General features: G+C 70.7%; 15 protein-coding genes. 5 read left to right on the top strand and 10 right to left on the bottom strand.

Annotated elements, in window-relative coordinates:
* Positions 1 to 136: 136 nt before the first annotated feature.
* Complete coding sequence (gene chrA / locus HGK34_RS19020; protein WP_201850331.1) at positions 137 to 1366, bottom strand: chromate efflux transporter; 1230 nt, start codon at positions 1364 to 1366, stop codon at positions 137 to 139.
* A gap of 115 nt (positions 1367 to 1481) precedes the next feature.
* Here chrA and HGK34_RS19015 point away from each other — a divergent pair, with 115 nt between their 5' ends.
* Positions 1482 to 2231, top strand: a complete 750-nt coding sequence (locus HGK34_RS19015; RefSeq protein ID WP_201850329.1) for a DUF4386 family protein — start codon at positions 1482 to 1484, stop codon at positions 2229 to 2231.
* A 46-nt stretch (positions 2232 to 2277) separates the two neighbouring features.
* Here the strand turns inward: HGK34_RS19015 and HGK34_RS23325 are convergent, their stop codons facing one another.
* Positions 2278 to 3114 carry a hypothetical protein gene (locus HGK34_RS23325; protein ID WP_201850327.1) on the bottom strand — a complete coding sequence of 279 codons (837 nt, stop codon included), beginning with the start codon at positions 3112 to 3114 and terminating at the stop codon, positions 2278 to 2280.
* 397 nt (positions 3115 to 3511) lie between these two features.
* Entirely contained in the window at positions 3512 to 3745 is a 234-nt protein-coding gene (locus HGK34_RS19005) for a hypothetical protein (RefSeq protein ID WP_201850325.1), read from the bottom strand.
* Positions 3746 to 3793: 48 nt separating this feature from the next.
* Between HGK34_RS19005 and HGK34_RS19000 the strand changes: the two genes are divergently transcribed.
* Together HGK34_RS19000 and HGK34_RS18995 are read left to right on the top strand one after the other, a co-directional pair.
* Positions 3794 to 4054 (top strand): type II toxin-antitoxin system Phd/YefM family antitoxin, encoded by a 261-nt coding sequence (locus HGK34_RS19000; RefSeq protein WP_201850323.1) that lies wholly within the window; start codon positions 3794 to 3796, stop codon positions 4052 to 4054.
* A complete protein-coding gene (locus tag HGK34_RS18995; protein ID WP_201850321.1) occupies positions 4051 to 4458 on the top strand; it encodes a type II toxin-antitoxin system VapC family toxin in 408 nt (135 codons plus the stop codon). The genes HGK34_RS19000 and HGK34_RS18995 overlap by 4 nt, the downstream gene beginning before the upstream one ends.
* A 222-nt stretch (positions 4459 to 4680) precedes the next feature.
* On the opposite strand, the gene HGK34_RS18990 is transcribed toward HGK34_RS18995, so the two are convergent.
* From HGK34_RS18990 to HGK34_RS18960, 7 genes are read right to left on the bottom strand one after another with little or no spacing between them, the layout of a single operon-like run.
* On the bottom strand, positions 4681 to 4971 hold the full coding sequence (locus tag HGK34_RS18990; RefSeq protein WP_201850319.1) for a DUF2218 domain-containing protein: 291 nt from the start codon (positions 4969 to 4971) through the stop codon (positions 4681 to 4683).
* Positions 4968 to 6458 carry an NAD-dependent succinate-semialdehyde dehydrogenase gene (locus tag HGK34_RS18985; RefSeq protein WP_201850317.1) on the bottom strand — a complete coding sequence of 497 codons (1491 nt, stop codon included), beginning with the start codon at positions 6456 to 6458 and terminating at the stop codon, positions 4968 to 4970. The genes HGK34_RS18990 and HGK34_RS18985 overlap by 4 nt, the downstream gene beginning before the upstream one ends.
* Positions 6455 to 6943, bottom strand: coding sequence for a RidA family protein (locus HGK34_RS18980; protein WP_201850315.1), 489 nt, complete (start codon positions 6941 to 6943; stop codon positions 6455 to 6457). The genes HGK34_RS18985 and HGK34_RS18980 overlap by 4 nt, the downstream gene beginning before the upstream one ends.
* On the bottom strand, positions 6933 to 7796 hold the full coding sequence (locus HGK34_RS18975) for a fumarylacetoacetate hydrolase family protein (protein WP_201850313.1): 864 nt from the start codon (positions 7794 to 7796) through the stop codon (positions 6933 to 6935). Before HGK34_RS18975 ends, HGK34_RS18980 begins: the two co-directional genes overlap by 11 nt.
* Positions 7793 to 8278, bottom strand: a complete 486-nt coding sequence (locus HGK34_RS18970) for a nuclear transport factor 2 family protein (protein ID WP_201850311.1) — start codon at positions 8276 to 8278, stop codon at positions 7793 to 7795. Before HGK34_RS18970 ends, HGK34_RS18975 begins: the two co-directional genes overlap by 4 nt.
* A complete protein-coding gene (locus HGK34_RS18965) occupies positions 8275 to 9552 on the bottom strand; it encodes an FAD-dependent monooxygenase (RefSeq protein ID WP_201850309.1) in 1278 nt (425 codons plus the stop codon). Before HGK34_RS18965 ends, HGK34_RS18970 begins: the two co-directional genes overlap by 4 nt.
* 39 nt (positions 9553 to 9591) lie before the next feature.
* Entirely contained in the window at positions 9592 to 10353 is a 762-nt protein-coding gene (locus HGK34_RS18960) for a dienelactone hydrolase family protein (protein WP_201850307.1), read from the bottom strand.
* A gap of 268 nt (positions 10354 to 10621) precedes the next feature.
* Here HGK34_RS18960 and HGK34_RS18955 point away from each other — a divergent pair, with 268 nt between their 5' ends.
* Together HGK34_RS18955 and HGK34_RS18950 are read left to right on the top strand one after the other, a co-directional pair.
* Positions 10622 to 11671, top strand: a complete 1050-nt coding sequence (locus HGK34_RS18955; protein WP_201850305.1) for an amidohydrolase family protein — start codon at positions 10622 to 10624, stop codon at positions 11669 to 11671.
* Positions 11672 to 11770: 99 nt separating this feature from the next.
* On the top strand, positions 11771 to 13312 hold the full coding sequence (locus tag HGK34_RS18950) for an ABC transporter substrate-binding protein (RefSeq protein ID WP_201850303.1): 1542 nt from the start codon (positions 11771 to 11773) through the stop codon (positions 13310 to 13312).
* The last annotated feature ends 3 nt before the right edge of the window (positions 13313 to 13315 follow it).

Raw genomic sequence — 13315 nt, 5'->3', positions numbered from 1 at the left:
AGATGTGTATAAGAGACAGGGCCCCCACCGATCCCTCTCGCCGAGAACGACACTTACGTTGTTACCAACATTCGTAACGACGTTATTGTCGTGCTCGGCGGACCCTGGCGGCAGCGGCAGCCGGCGGCGGCAGCAGTCAGAGGGCCAGTGCTCCCAGGGTGGCTGAGGCGATGACCACCGCCCAAGGGGGTGCCTTCCAGGTGGTCAGGGCGACATAGGCCGCGAGGGCGAGGGCGAGGGCCGACGGCGGGGACGGCGCGGCCAGCACACCCTGGGTGAACACCGGGTCGTAGAACGCTGCGGCCAGTAGGCCGACGACGCCCGCGTTCACTCCCGCCAGAGCGCGCCGCGCGCCGTGTGCGCGGCGCAGGCGGTCCCAGAACGGCAGGGCTCCGGTGACCAGCAGCGCCGACGGGAGGAACACCGCCACCAGCGCGATCGCCGCACCCAGCGCACCACCCGGGCCCGCGGTGGACAGTGCGCCGAGGTAGGCGGAGAACGTGAACAGCGGCCCCGGCAGGGCCTGCGCGGCGCCGTAGCCCGCGAGGAACTGGTCGTGGGTCACGGTGCCCGCCGTCTCGGCCTGCAGCAGAGGCAGGACCACGTGACCGCCACCGAACACCAGCGACCCGGCGCGGTAGAACGTGTCGGCGAACGCGGCGGCCCCGCCGTCCGTGAGCGCCGCCAGCACCGGCAGGCCGGCGAGCAGCAGGCCGAAGACCGCCAGGCAGGTGACCGCCGTGCGAGTGCGGGCGGGGGCGGCAAGGCGGTCGTCGTCCACGGTGTCCGACGACGGCGTCACCCACCGCAGCCCGGCCGCTCCCGCCGCGACGATCACGCCGACCTGGACCAGCGGGAGCGGCACGCCGGCCGCGGGCGCCAGCAGAAGCACGACGACAGCGCCGCCCGCGACCGTGGCCGTCGCGCGCGTGCTCGCGAGGGTGCGCGCCATGCCGAGCACCGCCTGCGCGACGACGGCGACCGCCGCCGCCTTGAGACCGACGATCCAGCCCGCGCCGGTCAGGTCTCCCGCAGCGCCCACACCGTAGGCGAAGGCGAGCATCAGCAGCGCCGACGGGAGGGTGAACCCCGCCCAGGCTGCGAGCAGCCCGAGGACGCCCGCCCTCTGCCAGCCGACCGCCATCCCGACCTGGCTGGACGCCGGCCCCGGCAGGAACTGGCAGAACGCCACGAGGTCGGCGAACGCACGGTCGCTGAGCCAGCCGCGCCGGGTGACGAACGCAGTCCGGAAGTACCCCAGGTGAGCGACGGGGCCGCCGAACGACGTGAGGCCGAGCCGCCCGAACACCGCAAGGACCTCGCCCGCGGTGCCGGGATGCCGGGGCGGCACGGGTGTGGTGTCCATCGTGGTCAACCTAGCGCCCCGGGCCGGGCGCGGCGCACCGGCCGCTGCGGGCCCGATGCGGGTGACGGGACCTTGGGCTCTGGCGATCCCGTGGGCACCGTGCCACGTTCGGACCATGACGATCATCGACACGGCTGCCGTGCTGCCGGACGTCGCCCGCTTCCGGGGCCTGGTACGCACCGGGGCGTGGGCGGCCTTCGCCGGCGTGGCACTGATCCTGGTGCAGATCCCGATCTACGCGGCGTGGCCGCCGCCCGGGACGACGCAGGGCCTCTTCGAGCTCCTCGCCGACGACCCGGTCCGTGGGCTGATCACGCTGGACGTGCTGTACGTGGTCAGCAACCTGCTCGCGTACCTGCTCTACCTCGCGCTCGCGGTGGCGCTGTGGCGGGTGAGCCCGTCCGCCGTCGTCGTGGCGCTGGCGTTCGGCACGCTCGGCATGGCGGCCTACCTGGCATCCCCCCGGGCGGTCGAGATGCTCACGCTCGCGCGGGCCTACCAGGATGCCGGCGCCGACGAACGGGTGGCGCTGCTCGCCACCGGGGACGGGATGGTCGCCACCTGGATCGGCACCGCTTTCGACGTCTACTACCTCTTCAACCTCGTGGCCCTCCTGGTGCTCGCCGTCCTGATGTACCGATCGGCCGTGTTCGGCCGGGCGACCGCCTGGTGGGGGCTGACCGCGGCGCTGCTCATGGCCGTGCCGTCGAGCTTCGGCACCCTCGGACTGGTCTTCGCGCTCGTGTCCCTCGCACCCTGGTCGGTGTTCGCCGTCCTCGTCGGACGCCGCATGCTGGGGCTGCTGGCGACGGCGGAAGGACGCGAGCCCGGGCGGGCGCGCGCGGACGAGGCCGCCGGCCGGTGACGCCGGCGTCCCGGTCCGCGCGGCCTGCCTGCCGCGGGCCTCGGCGTCAGCGGTAGCGGTTGCTCACGTAGGTGCGGGAGAAGTCGCCCGGGGTGGTGAAGTACTCGGCCATGAGGCGGGCGGGGTCGGTGGCGAGCTCGCCGCGGCCGGGGACGTCGTCGCCGTCGTCCCAGCCCCAGGGGGCGTTGGCCGAGTTGGTGGAGCAGCCGATCGCCCAGTCGCCGCAGCCGCCGGACGTGTTGCCGGCGAACGTGCCCCGGCTCGCGAACGGATCGGTGTCGCGGCGGTCCCACAGGCCGCCGGGCGCGAAGATGTCGACGAGGCCGTAGCGCACGTCGCGGTCGTCGGGATGCTCGGGCGTCTCGCCGGTGGCGGACGGGTAGTAGACGACGCCGTCGCCCACGATGTCGTACCCGCCGCGCGCCTTGAGCCCGTGCCCCTTGGCCTCCTGCGCGGTGACCGGGTGGGCGGCGCCGTCGTATGGGCTGGTCTCCATGGGGAGCGTCCCGTCGATGTCCTCGCCGCCGTCGGACCAGGTGCTGCCGGCCGGCACGTAGGAGTAGAAGTCGGTGTGGGCAACGGTGACGGCGGCGCGCAGCGTGCCGTACGCGGAGCCGTCCTTCTCCACGGCCAGGAGGACGCCCTCGGCGTCGTTCTCGTGCTCGGTGTCGAAGAACGAGTCGGTCCAGTCCCTCGGGTGGAAGAACATGTAGGTGAGGAACCAGTGGGTGCTGGTCTCCACGGAGGACCAGTAGGCGTAGGCGTCCAGGGAGCCGGACCCGGCGTTGTCCCAGTTGTTGGTGCCGTTCCAGTCACCGTCGAAGTCGACGCGGGTGATGTAGTCGCTGCGGCCGCCCAGGGCGTGGGAGCCGGTCTGGTCCACGTCCGTCGCATGACATGGGAGCCATCGCGACACATGTCGGACGTTCCGGGGGCCGTCGGCTTGCACAAGTTCGGCGTGCAGGCCGGTCCCGAAGCATCCAGATCGTCTCCTCGACCGCCAGCGGGAGCCCGTCGGTACGTTCGTGCAGGAAGACCGCGAACTGCTCGGAGACGGCGTCGGTGTCCAACATCGACCCCACCAGCTCACGGGTGTCAGCGACACTCAACGGCTTGAGCTCGATGCGGACCCGCGCGGCGTCCAGCGGCCGTGATGTCAGCCGCAGCAGGAGCGACCCGGCGTCACCGGGCACGGCGCCTGGATGGTTCACCGCGTGCAGGCGCAGCGACGCGGGACGCGTTCCTGCAGCCCATTACCGGGCCCTCGTCACCGGGGCTGGTCAGGCACCGGTGACGACCCGCATGAAGGCGACGGTATCGTCGCCATCGTCGCCATCGTCGCCATCGTCGGCGTACACGCACACGAGTCCTTGGATACTGGGGATCCTCGCACTCCGGCCGGCGGTGAGCGTCAACTGCTCGGCGCCCGAGTCGAGGGTGCTCGCGAATCCCAGGACCGGCCACCACTGGGGCTCGCAGGTTTCCGCCGTGTCGGTGATGTGCTCGCTGGTCACCGACGGGTGGCAGTCTTCAACCGTGCACAGAGTGCTACGATTGCGCACATGAGGACGATCGCTGCTCGTGAGCTTCGCAACCACACCGCCGAGGTCCTGCGCCGCGTGGCCGACGGCGACCATGTCACCGTGACGCAACACGGCACTCCCGTGGCGGAGATCGGCCCAGTGACGTCGGCACGGCCCCGGTCACTCCGCCGTGCTGAACTCCTGAAGATCCTCGCAACGGTCCAAGCCGATCCCGGCCTGCGTGACGACCTGGCGGAACTCGCCGGCGAGACCACCGACGACATCGGGCCGATCCTGTGAGCACCCCCGCACCTCGAGGCCTACTCGACACCAGCGTCTTCATCGGCCTGGAGTCAGGCCGGCGACTCGACGGCTCCGCACTACCGGAAGAGTCCTTCGTCTCGGTCATCACCCGCGCCGAACTTCAGGCAGGCGTACTCGCCGCCAAGGACTCCGAGACGCGCGCCAGACGCCTCGCCACCCTCGACGCGATCGGATCGCTCGAACTGCTACCGGTCGACGCGACCACCGCCTCACACTGGGCACGACTCCGCGTCAAACTGGCAGAGAACAAGCGCCGCGTGAACGTCAACGACCTGTGGATCGCCTCGATCGCCCTGTCCAACGACCTCCCCGTGGTGACCCAGGACGCCGACTTCGAACCGCTCGCCGAGCTGGATGCGCTCAGCGTCATCTCCGTGTAGAGCGCTCTCCGCGCCGGACCGGTGGCCAGCCAGCGCCATGGCCGGACGGCCGGTGCGCTAAGCCGGAACCGTGCACACCATCCTCACGGAGCAGCGGCGCCGAGACCGCTCCGGCGTGCCCGCCACATGGAACCCAACGCAGCGGCAGATCTGCATACCGCCCCCGTTCTGCCTATTCGGGCGACCCCGTGGGTACGGCGCATGCCGTGCTCCTCGGCCAGGTCAGGACCAGACCACCCGCAGTCCGTGACGCTGGGCAAAGCGTTCCAGGTGGCCGCCGACGACCCGCTGCACCGTCGCCAGGCCCTCCGCGTCGTCCCCGACGGCGTGCAGGTGCAGGGCCCTGTCCGTGGTGCGCAGTGCGCAGCTGCCCACCGTCAGGTGGATCACCGTCTCCTCGCCCGTCGACTCGACCCGCGAGCGCCGGCCCAGGTGAGAGACGAGCTGCTTGACGTAGCGGGCGCCGTCGCCGGTCTGGAGGACGCCGTGGGCCGTGGGGTGCGTGTCGTTCATCGCGGGTCTCCTTCGCCGCCGAAGGGATCGGCTGTCAGGGTGTACTTGGTCTGCAGGTACTCGTGGATGCCTTCGGCGCCGCCCTCACGGCCCAGGCCGGAGAACTTCCAGCCGCCGAACGGTGCCGCGGCGTCGGACACGACGCCGGCGTTGAGGCCCATCATCCCGGTGGCGAGCCGTTCGATCATGCGCTGCCCGCGCGCCAGGTCGCGGGTGTAGACGTAGGACACCAGGCCGTACTCGGTGTCGTTGGCCAGGCGGACGGCGTCGTCCTCGGTGTCGAAGGGGACGACGACGAGCACGGGGCCGAAGATCTCCTCGCGCAGGATGTCGCTGCCGGCGGGCACGTCGCTCAGAACCGTCGCGGGGAAGAACGACCCCGGGCCGTCGAGGGGCTTGCCTCCGGTGCGGAGCGTGGCACCGCGGCGGACCGCGTCGGCGACGAGTTCGGACGCCTTGGCCACGGCGCGGTCGTCGATGAGCGGACCGATCGTCACCCCGTCGTCGGTCCCCGGTCCCGTGCGGAAGGCCTGGACGCGCTCCGTGACCCGGCGCGCGAACTCCTCGGCGACCGAGGAGTGCACGATGAACCGGTTGGCGGCGGTGCAGGCCTGGCCGACGTTGCGGAACTTGGCCGCGACGGCGCCGTCGACCGCTGCCGCCAGGTCGGCGTCGTCGAACACGACGAACGGCGCGTTGCCCCCGAGCTCCATCGACGTGCGCAGGACGCCGTCGGACGCCTGCCGCAGCAGCAGCTGCCCCACGGGTGTGGAGCCCGTGAACGACAGCTTGCGCAGCCGCGGGTCGCGGATGATCCGCTCGGACACCGGGCCGGTCCGAGTGGTGGTGACGACGTTGACGACGCCGTCGGGCACGCCCGCCTCGGCCAGCAGCTCGGCGAACGCCAGGGTGGTCAGCGGTGTCAGCGCGGCCGGCTTGACGACCACGGTGCAGCCGGCCGCGAGCGCCGGGGCGATCTTGCGGGTCGCCATGGCCAGCGGGAAGTTCCACGGGGTGATGAGGAAGCAGGGGCCGACGGGGTGCTGGGTGACGATCATGCGTCCCGTCCCGGCGGGGTTGGCGCCGTAGCGGCCCTGGATCCGGACGGCTTCCTCGCCGAACCAGCGGAGGAACTCGGCGCCGTAGGCGACCTCGCCGCGCGCCTCGGCAAGGGGCTTGCCCATCTCGAGGGTCATGAGCAGCGCGAGGTCGTCCGTGCGCCGGGTGAGGAGGTCGAAGGCGCGGCGCAGGATCTCGGCCCGGGTGCGGGCGGGGGTGCCGGCCCAGGTCTCGGCGGCGTCGCAGGCGGCGTCGAGGGCTGTGACGCCGTCGGCGACGGTGGCGTCGGCGATCTCCTTGATGATCTCGCCGGTGGCGGGGTCGCGGACGGCGAAGCGGGCGCCGTCGGACGCCTGCTGCCGGCAGCCGGCCACGAGGAGCGTGTCGGGGACGCGCCGCAGGAGCTCGGCTGCTCGGGTGTCGGTCATGGGGTGTCTCCGGGGCTCTGCATGACGGTGTGGGCCGCGGTGTGGGCCGCGGTGTGGGCCGCGGCGTGGGCCGCGGCGTGGGCCGCGGCGTGGGCCGCGGTCCGGGTGGGCAGCACCGCGAGGAGGTCGCACTGGATCAGGCCGCCGTTGTCGAGCTGGGCGGCCATGACCTGCCGGGCGGGGCGGTCGTCGGCCGACGGGAACAGGGCCGTCCACTCGCGGTTGAGGGCGTCGCGGTCGCGGTAGTTGGTCAGCCAGAACGTCATCTTGAGGATGTCCCCGGGGGTGCCGCCCGCCTCGGCGAGCAGGGCGCGGACGTGCGTGAACACGTTGGCGGCCTGTTCGTCGAGTCCGGCGGGCATCTCGCGCGTGCCCGGGTGCCGCCCGGTCAGCAGGCCGCTTGCCAGGCACGGCCCGATCCGCGCCGCCGCCGGGATGGGGTTGGCGTGCGCGAAGCCCGGCAGGTGGATCGACTCACGGGACATGGTGCCCGTCCTCGACGATCCGGTTCTCGATCGCGCCGAGCGGCCCGATCTCAGCGCGCACGACGTCGCCCGCCTTCAGGAAGTTCCCGGTGGGCGCGCCGATGCCCGACGGCGTGCCGGTGGCGAGGACGTCGCCCGGCATGAGGGTCATCACCTGGGTGAGGTAGGCGATCTGGTCGTAGATGTCGTAGATCATGTCGTCGGTACGCCCGTCCTGGCGGACCTCTCCGTTCACGGTGAGGGTCATGCGCAGGCCGTGCGGGTCGTCGATCTCGTCGTCGGTCGTGAGCCAGGGCCCGAGCGGTCCGTGCGTGTCGAACGACTTGCCGAGCGTGAAGGTCGGCGAGCGCTTGGCCAGCCAGTCGCGCACCGACACGTCGTTGGCGACCATGTACCCGGCGATGACGGACCGTGCGTCCGCGCGCGAGACGTGCTTGCACTCGGTCCCGATGACGACGGCGAGCTCGACCTCGTAGTCCAGTTCCTCGGAGATGGTCGGCTTCACGACGTCGTCGTAGGGGCCGACGACGCAGGACGTCTGCTTGTTGAACCACAGCTGGTTCTCCGGGATCGGGATGCCGGCCTGGCGCGCCTCCTCGGCGTGCGCGGCGTAGTTCATCCCGATGCCGAGATACTTCTGCGGGTGGTCGACCGGTGCCAGCAGGGTCACGTCGTGCAGCGCGTGGCCGGGGCCCTCCGCGGCCGTCAGTGCCGCGCTCAGCTCGGTGAGGCAGGGCAGCAGCACCCGGGTCGAGGTCGTCCCGGCCGCCTCGCTGATGTCCGTGACGGTCTCCCCGTCGACCCGGCCGAGCCGCACCGGCCCGTCGCCCACGCGGAATCGTGCGATCTTCATCGTGTCCGTCCCTTGTCCTCGGTCTCTTCGGAGGGCAGCTTTCCCCAGATCTGTTCGCCGTACGGGGTCAGCTGGAAGCTGATGAACCGCCATGGGGGTGCGGCGTCGTCGGACCCACCGGACCCGCCGGACCGGACGAGCACCTGCGTCACGACGCCCTGCTGGGTGCGCTCCCCGCCGTCGGGTGTGCGCAGGTGGTTCGTGATCGGGCCGACGACGACCGCGACGTCGCCCGTCACCCGGATGTTCAGCGCACCGCGCTCAACCCGCAGGAACGCCCGGCGTGTGGCCACGTGCTCCAGGAACTGTGCCTTGGTGTGCACCAGCCCGGGGGCATGCACGTGCACGAGGGAGTCGTCGAGGAGCACGTCCAGGGCGGTGACGTCGACGTCGACCAGTGCGCGGTGACGCTCGGCCTCGACGGCGAGGATCTCCGCGCGGACGGTCTCGTCCGCGTCCGTCACGACGCTCGTGGTGCTCATGCGCTCGCCTCCTGCTCCCAGGTGCGGAAGCCGGTGGCGTCGCCCGCCTCGTGACCGGGGCGCGGGGCACCGACCAGGGCGTGGTAGCCGCTGAAGATCTCGTCCGCCTCGGCCAGCGGCAGGACGTCCTCGATGTCGCCGAACGGTTCCCCGTCCGTGCGGTCGGCGACCATCCGACGGATCACCTCGTAGCCCTCACCCCGCATGCTGTCCACGATGCGGTTGACGATCTCGCGGCGGTCCTTGTCGTAGGCGGCGAACGCGGCGTCCGGGTCGGCCTTGTTCTCGGTGAGCCGTGCGGTGATCGCGCGCGCGTCCAGCATCGCCTGCGTGATGCCATTGCCTCCTCGCGGGTACATGGCGTGCGCCGCGTCGCCGAGCAGGGCCACGCGTCCGTCCACCCAGGTGTCCAGGGGAAAGTGGCGCACCAGGGGAAAGAGGTACACCTCGCGGGCGTCGCGGATCAGACCCTGCACGTCGAGGAACGGAAGCCGCAGCGTGTCGAACAGGCCGACGATCTCCTCGGGATCGGCGACCTGGTTCCAGTCCTCGATCGTCTCGGCGCCGTGGGTCTCGACCACCCAGTTGATCAGATCGAGCCCGCTGTTCTCGAAGTTCTCCGCGATCGGGTACACGATCATCGAGGCGACGTGCGGGTTGCCGAGGTGCAGGATCGTGTGGCCGCCGCGGAACGGCTCGCGCAGCGTGGTGCCGCGCCACATCGTGATCCCGGAGAACTCCGGCTCGGTCAGGGTGGGGTGCATCTGCCGCCGCACGGCCGACTTGATGCCGTCGGCCGCGATCACGGCCTCGTGCCGCACCTGCTCGGTGCGGCCGTCGGCGTGCTCCAGGTCGAGCGTGACGTGGTCGTCGTCCTGAGCGTAGCCGGTGACCCGGACCCCCAGCCGAACGGCGTCGGGCCCGAGCCGGTCCAGGACGGTGCGGTAGAGCATCATCTGCAGGACGCCGCGGTGCACGAACCGCTGTTCGTGCAGGTATCCCATGTGGACGCCGCACTTCTCGGCGTAGATCTCCTGACCGTGGTGGTTGTAGAAGATCGAGTCCTCGGCCTCCACGGAGATCTCGCGGAAGGCGTTCAGCAGGCCGAGCTCGTCGAGTTCCGCGGTACCGACGGTCTTGATGTCGACGCCGACGCCGAGCGGCTTCAGCTCGGGGACGGTCTCGTAGATCGTGGGCCGCAGGCCCGCCTGATGCAGGCGGAGCGCGGTGAGCAGGCCCCCGGGGCCTGCGCCGGTGATGGCGATGTCGAGCATGTTCCTCGTCCTTCTCGTGGGGTTCGGGGCGCGCGCCGGTCAGGCGGGCAGCGTGTCGCGCAGGAAGCGGGTGGTGGCATCCCAGGCGCGCGCCGCACTGCGCGGGTGGTGGGCGGTGACGTCCGGCCTCTGGGAGTTCGCCGCCCGCGGGCTCGTGAACGCGTGCACGGTGCCGCTGTAGACGTCGGTCTCCCAGTCGATCCCGGCGCTCGTCAGCGCTGCCTGCAGCGCTTCCCGCTGGGCGGGGGTGGCCATGGGGTCGTCCGCGCCGGTGCACAGCAGCACGCTCACGCCCGGGTGGGCCGCGTCCCAGCCGGCGCGCGGGTCCAACAGGTCCAGGCCGGCATGGATGCCGACGGCCCCGACCAGCCGCGCGCCGCTGCGCAGGTACTCCAGCGCGGAAGAACCACCGAAGCAGTACCCCAGGGCGACGAGGTGCTCGCCGTGCAGCTCGGGCTGCGCCGCCGCGGCCTTGTGCGCGGCCGTCATCCGGGCGATCCATCGCGCACGGTCGGTGACCATGGCACCGATCAGCGGGCCGATCTCGGGTTCGGTCCGCGGCTGGGTACGTTCGCCCCAGACGTCGGCGCAGAAGACGGGGTGGCCGAGGGCGGCGAGCCGCCGTGCGCGGGCCAGCATGTCATCGCCCAGCCCGAAGGCGTCATGGACCAGCAGAACGCCCGGCGCCCTCCGAGTGCCTGGCGTGGCCACGAGCGCGCCGATCATGAGCGTCCCGTCGTGCGAGTACTCGACGTCGCGTACCCGCACGTCGCGCTGCACGGGGGTAAGCAGGTCGTTCATCAGTGAACCTTCCGTCCGACACCGATGTCGTGCCGGCATCGTAGAAGCATTTCCTACATGATTTCAAGTGGGATCCCGCTCTCCCGGGCTTGTCGAACCCTGAAGAATGGCGTGTTATAGCCGAATGTTCAGCTCGTTCAGCGTCGGCCGACGGCAGGATCTTGAGGGGATAGTTGCGACGACGGACTGGATCTGCATATGATTTCCGACACGATCCGGCGTCGCTCGTCGGACAGCACACCGAGGTGCAAGGGAGCAAGACGCGACCATGACCGTCGTCGACATCAACATCCATCACCTGCCCGAGGATCTGTTCTCGAACGAGAAGATCCGATCAGGCTTCCTGAACAGCGCCCCGCGCGGCTTCGGCGAGATCGCCTCCATCGGCACGGCCGACGACGGCAAGCCACAGCTGATCCTCGAGAAGCCGAAGGGCTACCAGAACCTCAACTACGTCGACGGCGACTACTCGGCCGAGGCGAAGCTCGCGGCCATGGACGACGCCGGGGTCGACTACGGCATCATGCGCGTCCCGGTCTGGCAGGAGTGGCTGGACCTGGAGACCTGCAAGGCCGTGAACGACAACGCCGCCGAGATCGTCAAGAAGTCCGGCGGGCGGCTCTTCTCCACCGCGTGCGTGCCGCCGTGGGGCGGCAAGGAGAACATCTACGAGCTCGAACGCTGCATCGACGAGCTCGGTGTCGTCGGTGTGCAGCTCGCCTGCCACTACGGCCAGCTCTACCTCGACGACGAAGTCTTCAAGCCGTACCTGAAGGTGCTCAACGACAAGGGCCTGCCCGTCATCGTGCACCACACCCCCTTGCCCGTGGAGTGGCGCTCGATCATCGACTACACGAACCTGCGCCGCGAGTTCGGACGCATCGTCGACCAGGCCACGGCCGTGGGCCGCGAGCTGTTCAGCGACATGTTCGACGAGTTCGGAGACCTGCGGTTCATCCACACCATGCTCGGCGGCAACTGGTTCGCCAACGCCGACCTGATGACCCCGCACGCGTCGACCAAGAAGGAGTCGCTGAACCGCCTCGACGCGAGCGGGGGCGACAAGATCCGGGGCTACCTCGAGAACAACATCTTCTTCGACCTGACCCACCCGCACTCCTGGGGCAAGCACCAGGTCGAGGCTGCCCTCAAGATCAGCGGCGCCGACCACTACCTGTTCGGCTCCTCGTTCCCCGTCTTCCGCGGCTGGATGAGCCAGGGCGTCGACTTCGTGCAGAACGACCTGGAGATCAGCGACACGGACCGCGCCGCGGTGTTGTCCGGCAACGCCAAGCGGCTGTTCAACCTGCCCATCTGAGACTCCTTCGAACCGGCGGCCGCCCGCCCGGACCGGACGGCCGCCCGTACACCCCCAACCGTCCACGAAGGACATCCAGCGCAAGGAGGCGCTGATCCCATGACGAAGAACACGATCCTCACGCCACTCGCCCTCGCGGCGACCCTGGCCCTCGCCCTGAGCGCCTGCTCGGCCGACACCGGCGATGACCGAGGAGACGGCGCCGCCACGGACGACACGGGTTCGGGCACCGTTCCCGGCTCGGTCCTGCGGGTCAACTGGGGAGGCTTCCCCGAGAGCTGGGCACCGGGCGCCGACATGGAGGCGGGCAGCATGCGCGTCCCCTACGAGAACCTCGTCGCCCTCGTCGACGGCGAGATCCAGCCCGTGCTCGCCACCGAGTGGGAACTCACCGACGAGGCCCTCACCCTCACCCTCCGAGAGGGTGTGACCTTCCACGACGGCACACCGTTCGACGCCGAGGCCGTGAAGACCAACATCGAGACCGTGAAGAACACGCCCGGCCCGTACGCCGGCCCGTTCCAGGTGATCGACTCGATCGACGTCGTCGACGAGCACACCGTGACCCTCAACCTGGCACGGCCGACACCGTCGCTGCTGACCACGCTCTCCACCCGGGCTGCCCCGATGGCCAGCCCCTCCGCGATCGAGGCCGGAACCGTCACCACCGCACCCGTCGGCACGGGGCCCTGGGCGTACGACGAGGAGGCGTCCATCGCCGGAACCCGCATGGTCTTCGGCGGCTACGCCGACTACTGGGGCGAGGCGCCCGGGTTCGAGACCATCCAGATCGTCGCCATCGAGGAAGACACCGCCGCGAGCGCCGCCCTGGTCAGCGGTGAGATCGACCTCACCGACACCGAGACCACGGAATTCACGACGCTGGAGTCGGCCGGCAACACCGACCGCCTGTCCTACCCGGCGATCCGCAACAACCCGATCTTCTTCGACCGGGGCCCGGGCGGGGTGTTCGAGGACGTCGAGGTGCGCCGGGCGGTCTGCCTGGCGATCGACACCGTGACGCTGGCGTCGGTGGAGACCGACTGGAACGTGCGCACGCAGCACTTCGCCGAGGGTGAGCAGGGCTACAACCCGGACATCACCGGGTACCCGCACGACCTGGCCGAGGCGCAGCGGTTGTACGACGAAGCCGGCAACCCGCCCGTCGACGTGGAAATGCTCGCGACGTTCTTCAACGAGCGGCAGATGCAGGTCTACGCCGAGCAGGTGGGTGAGATCGGGATGGACATCACCGTTCAGACGGCGCCGCCGCCGCAGTTCTTCTCCGAGTGGGCGTCCGGGCGTTATCCGATCGGGCTGGGCAGCAACGACGAGCTGACCCCGTACGACTGGTACCAGGCGTGGTTCGCCGCCGACGCCCCGGGCAATCCGTCGGGCGTGGAGAGCGAGGAACTCGCCGCGGCAGCCGACGCCGCGATCGCCGCGGGGACGTCGCCCGAGGCGGACGAGCTGTGGGCCGAGGTCACCCGCATCATCTCGGACGAGGCCCTGACCTGCGCCCACGTGGCCGGCGAGGAGCTGATCGCCTGGAACACGGACACCGTGGCCGGTGTGGCCCCGCCGTCCGAGGCGTGGGAGACGACCTCGGTGGACTACCGCGCGCTGCGGCCCGCGAGCTGACGA

The organism is Myceligenerans indicum, from assembly GCF_016742955.1.
GTDB lineage: Bacteria > Actinomycetota > Actinomycetes > Actinomycetales > Cellulomonadaceae > Myceligenerans > Myceligenerans indicum.
The sequence above is the reverse complement of the archived record's forward strand: the minus strand, read 5'-3'. Positions and strand labels throughout refer to the sequence as shown.

Bases quoted from the DNA above. Each gene is read 5' to 3' on its own strand.
- chrA (WP_201850331.1), bottom strand. From the start codon at position 1,366: ATGGACACCACACCCGTGCCGCCCCGGCATCCCGGCACCGCGGGCGAG.
- HGK34_RS19000 (WP_201850323.1), top strand. From the start codon at position 3,794: ATGAGGACGATCGCTGCTCGTGAGCTTCGCAACCACACCGCCGAGGTC.
- HGK34_RS18955 (WP_201850305.1), top strand. From the start codon at position 10,622: ATGACCGTCGTCGACATCAACATCCATCACCTGCCCGAGGATCTGTTC.
- HGK34_RS18950 (WP_201850303.1), top strand. From the start codon at position 11,771: ATGACGAAGAACACGATCCTCACGCCACTCGCCCTCGCGGCGACCCTG.
- HGK34_RS18980 (WP_201850315.1), bottom strand. From the start codon at position 6,943: ATGTCCCGTGAGTCGATCCACCTGCCGGGCTTCGCGCACGCCAACCCC.
- HGK34_RS18970 (WP_201850311.1), bottom strand. From the start codon at position 8,278: ATGAGCACCACGAGCGTCGTGACGGACGCGGACGAGACCGTCCGCGCG.
- HGK34_RS18960 (WP_201850307.1), bottom strand. From the start codon at position 10,353: ATGAACGACCTGCTTACCCCCGTGCAGCGCGACGTGCGGGTACGCGAC.
- HGK34_RS19015 (WP_201850329.1), top strand. From the start codon at position 1,482: ATGACGATCATCGACACGGCTGCCGTGCTGCCGGACGTCGCCCGCTTC.
- HGK34_RS18990 (WP_201850319.1), bottom strand. From the start codon at position 4,971: ATGAACGACACGCACCCCACGGCCCACGGCGTCCTCCAGACCGGCGAC.
- HGK34_RS18985 (WP_201850317.1), bottom strand. From the start codon at position 6,458: ATGACCGACACCCGAGCAGCCGAGCTCCTGCGGCGCGTCCCCGACACG.
- HGK34_RS18975 (WP_201850313.1), bottom strand. From the start codon at position 7,796: ATGAAGATCGCACGATTCCGCGTGGGCGACGGGCCGGTGCGGCTCGGC.
- HGK34_RS18965 (WP_201850309.1), bottom strand. From the start codon at position 9,552: ATGCTCGACATCGCCATCACCGGCGCAGGCCCCGGGGGCCTGCTCACC.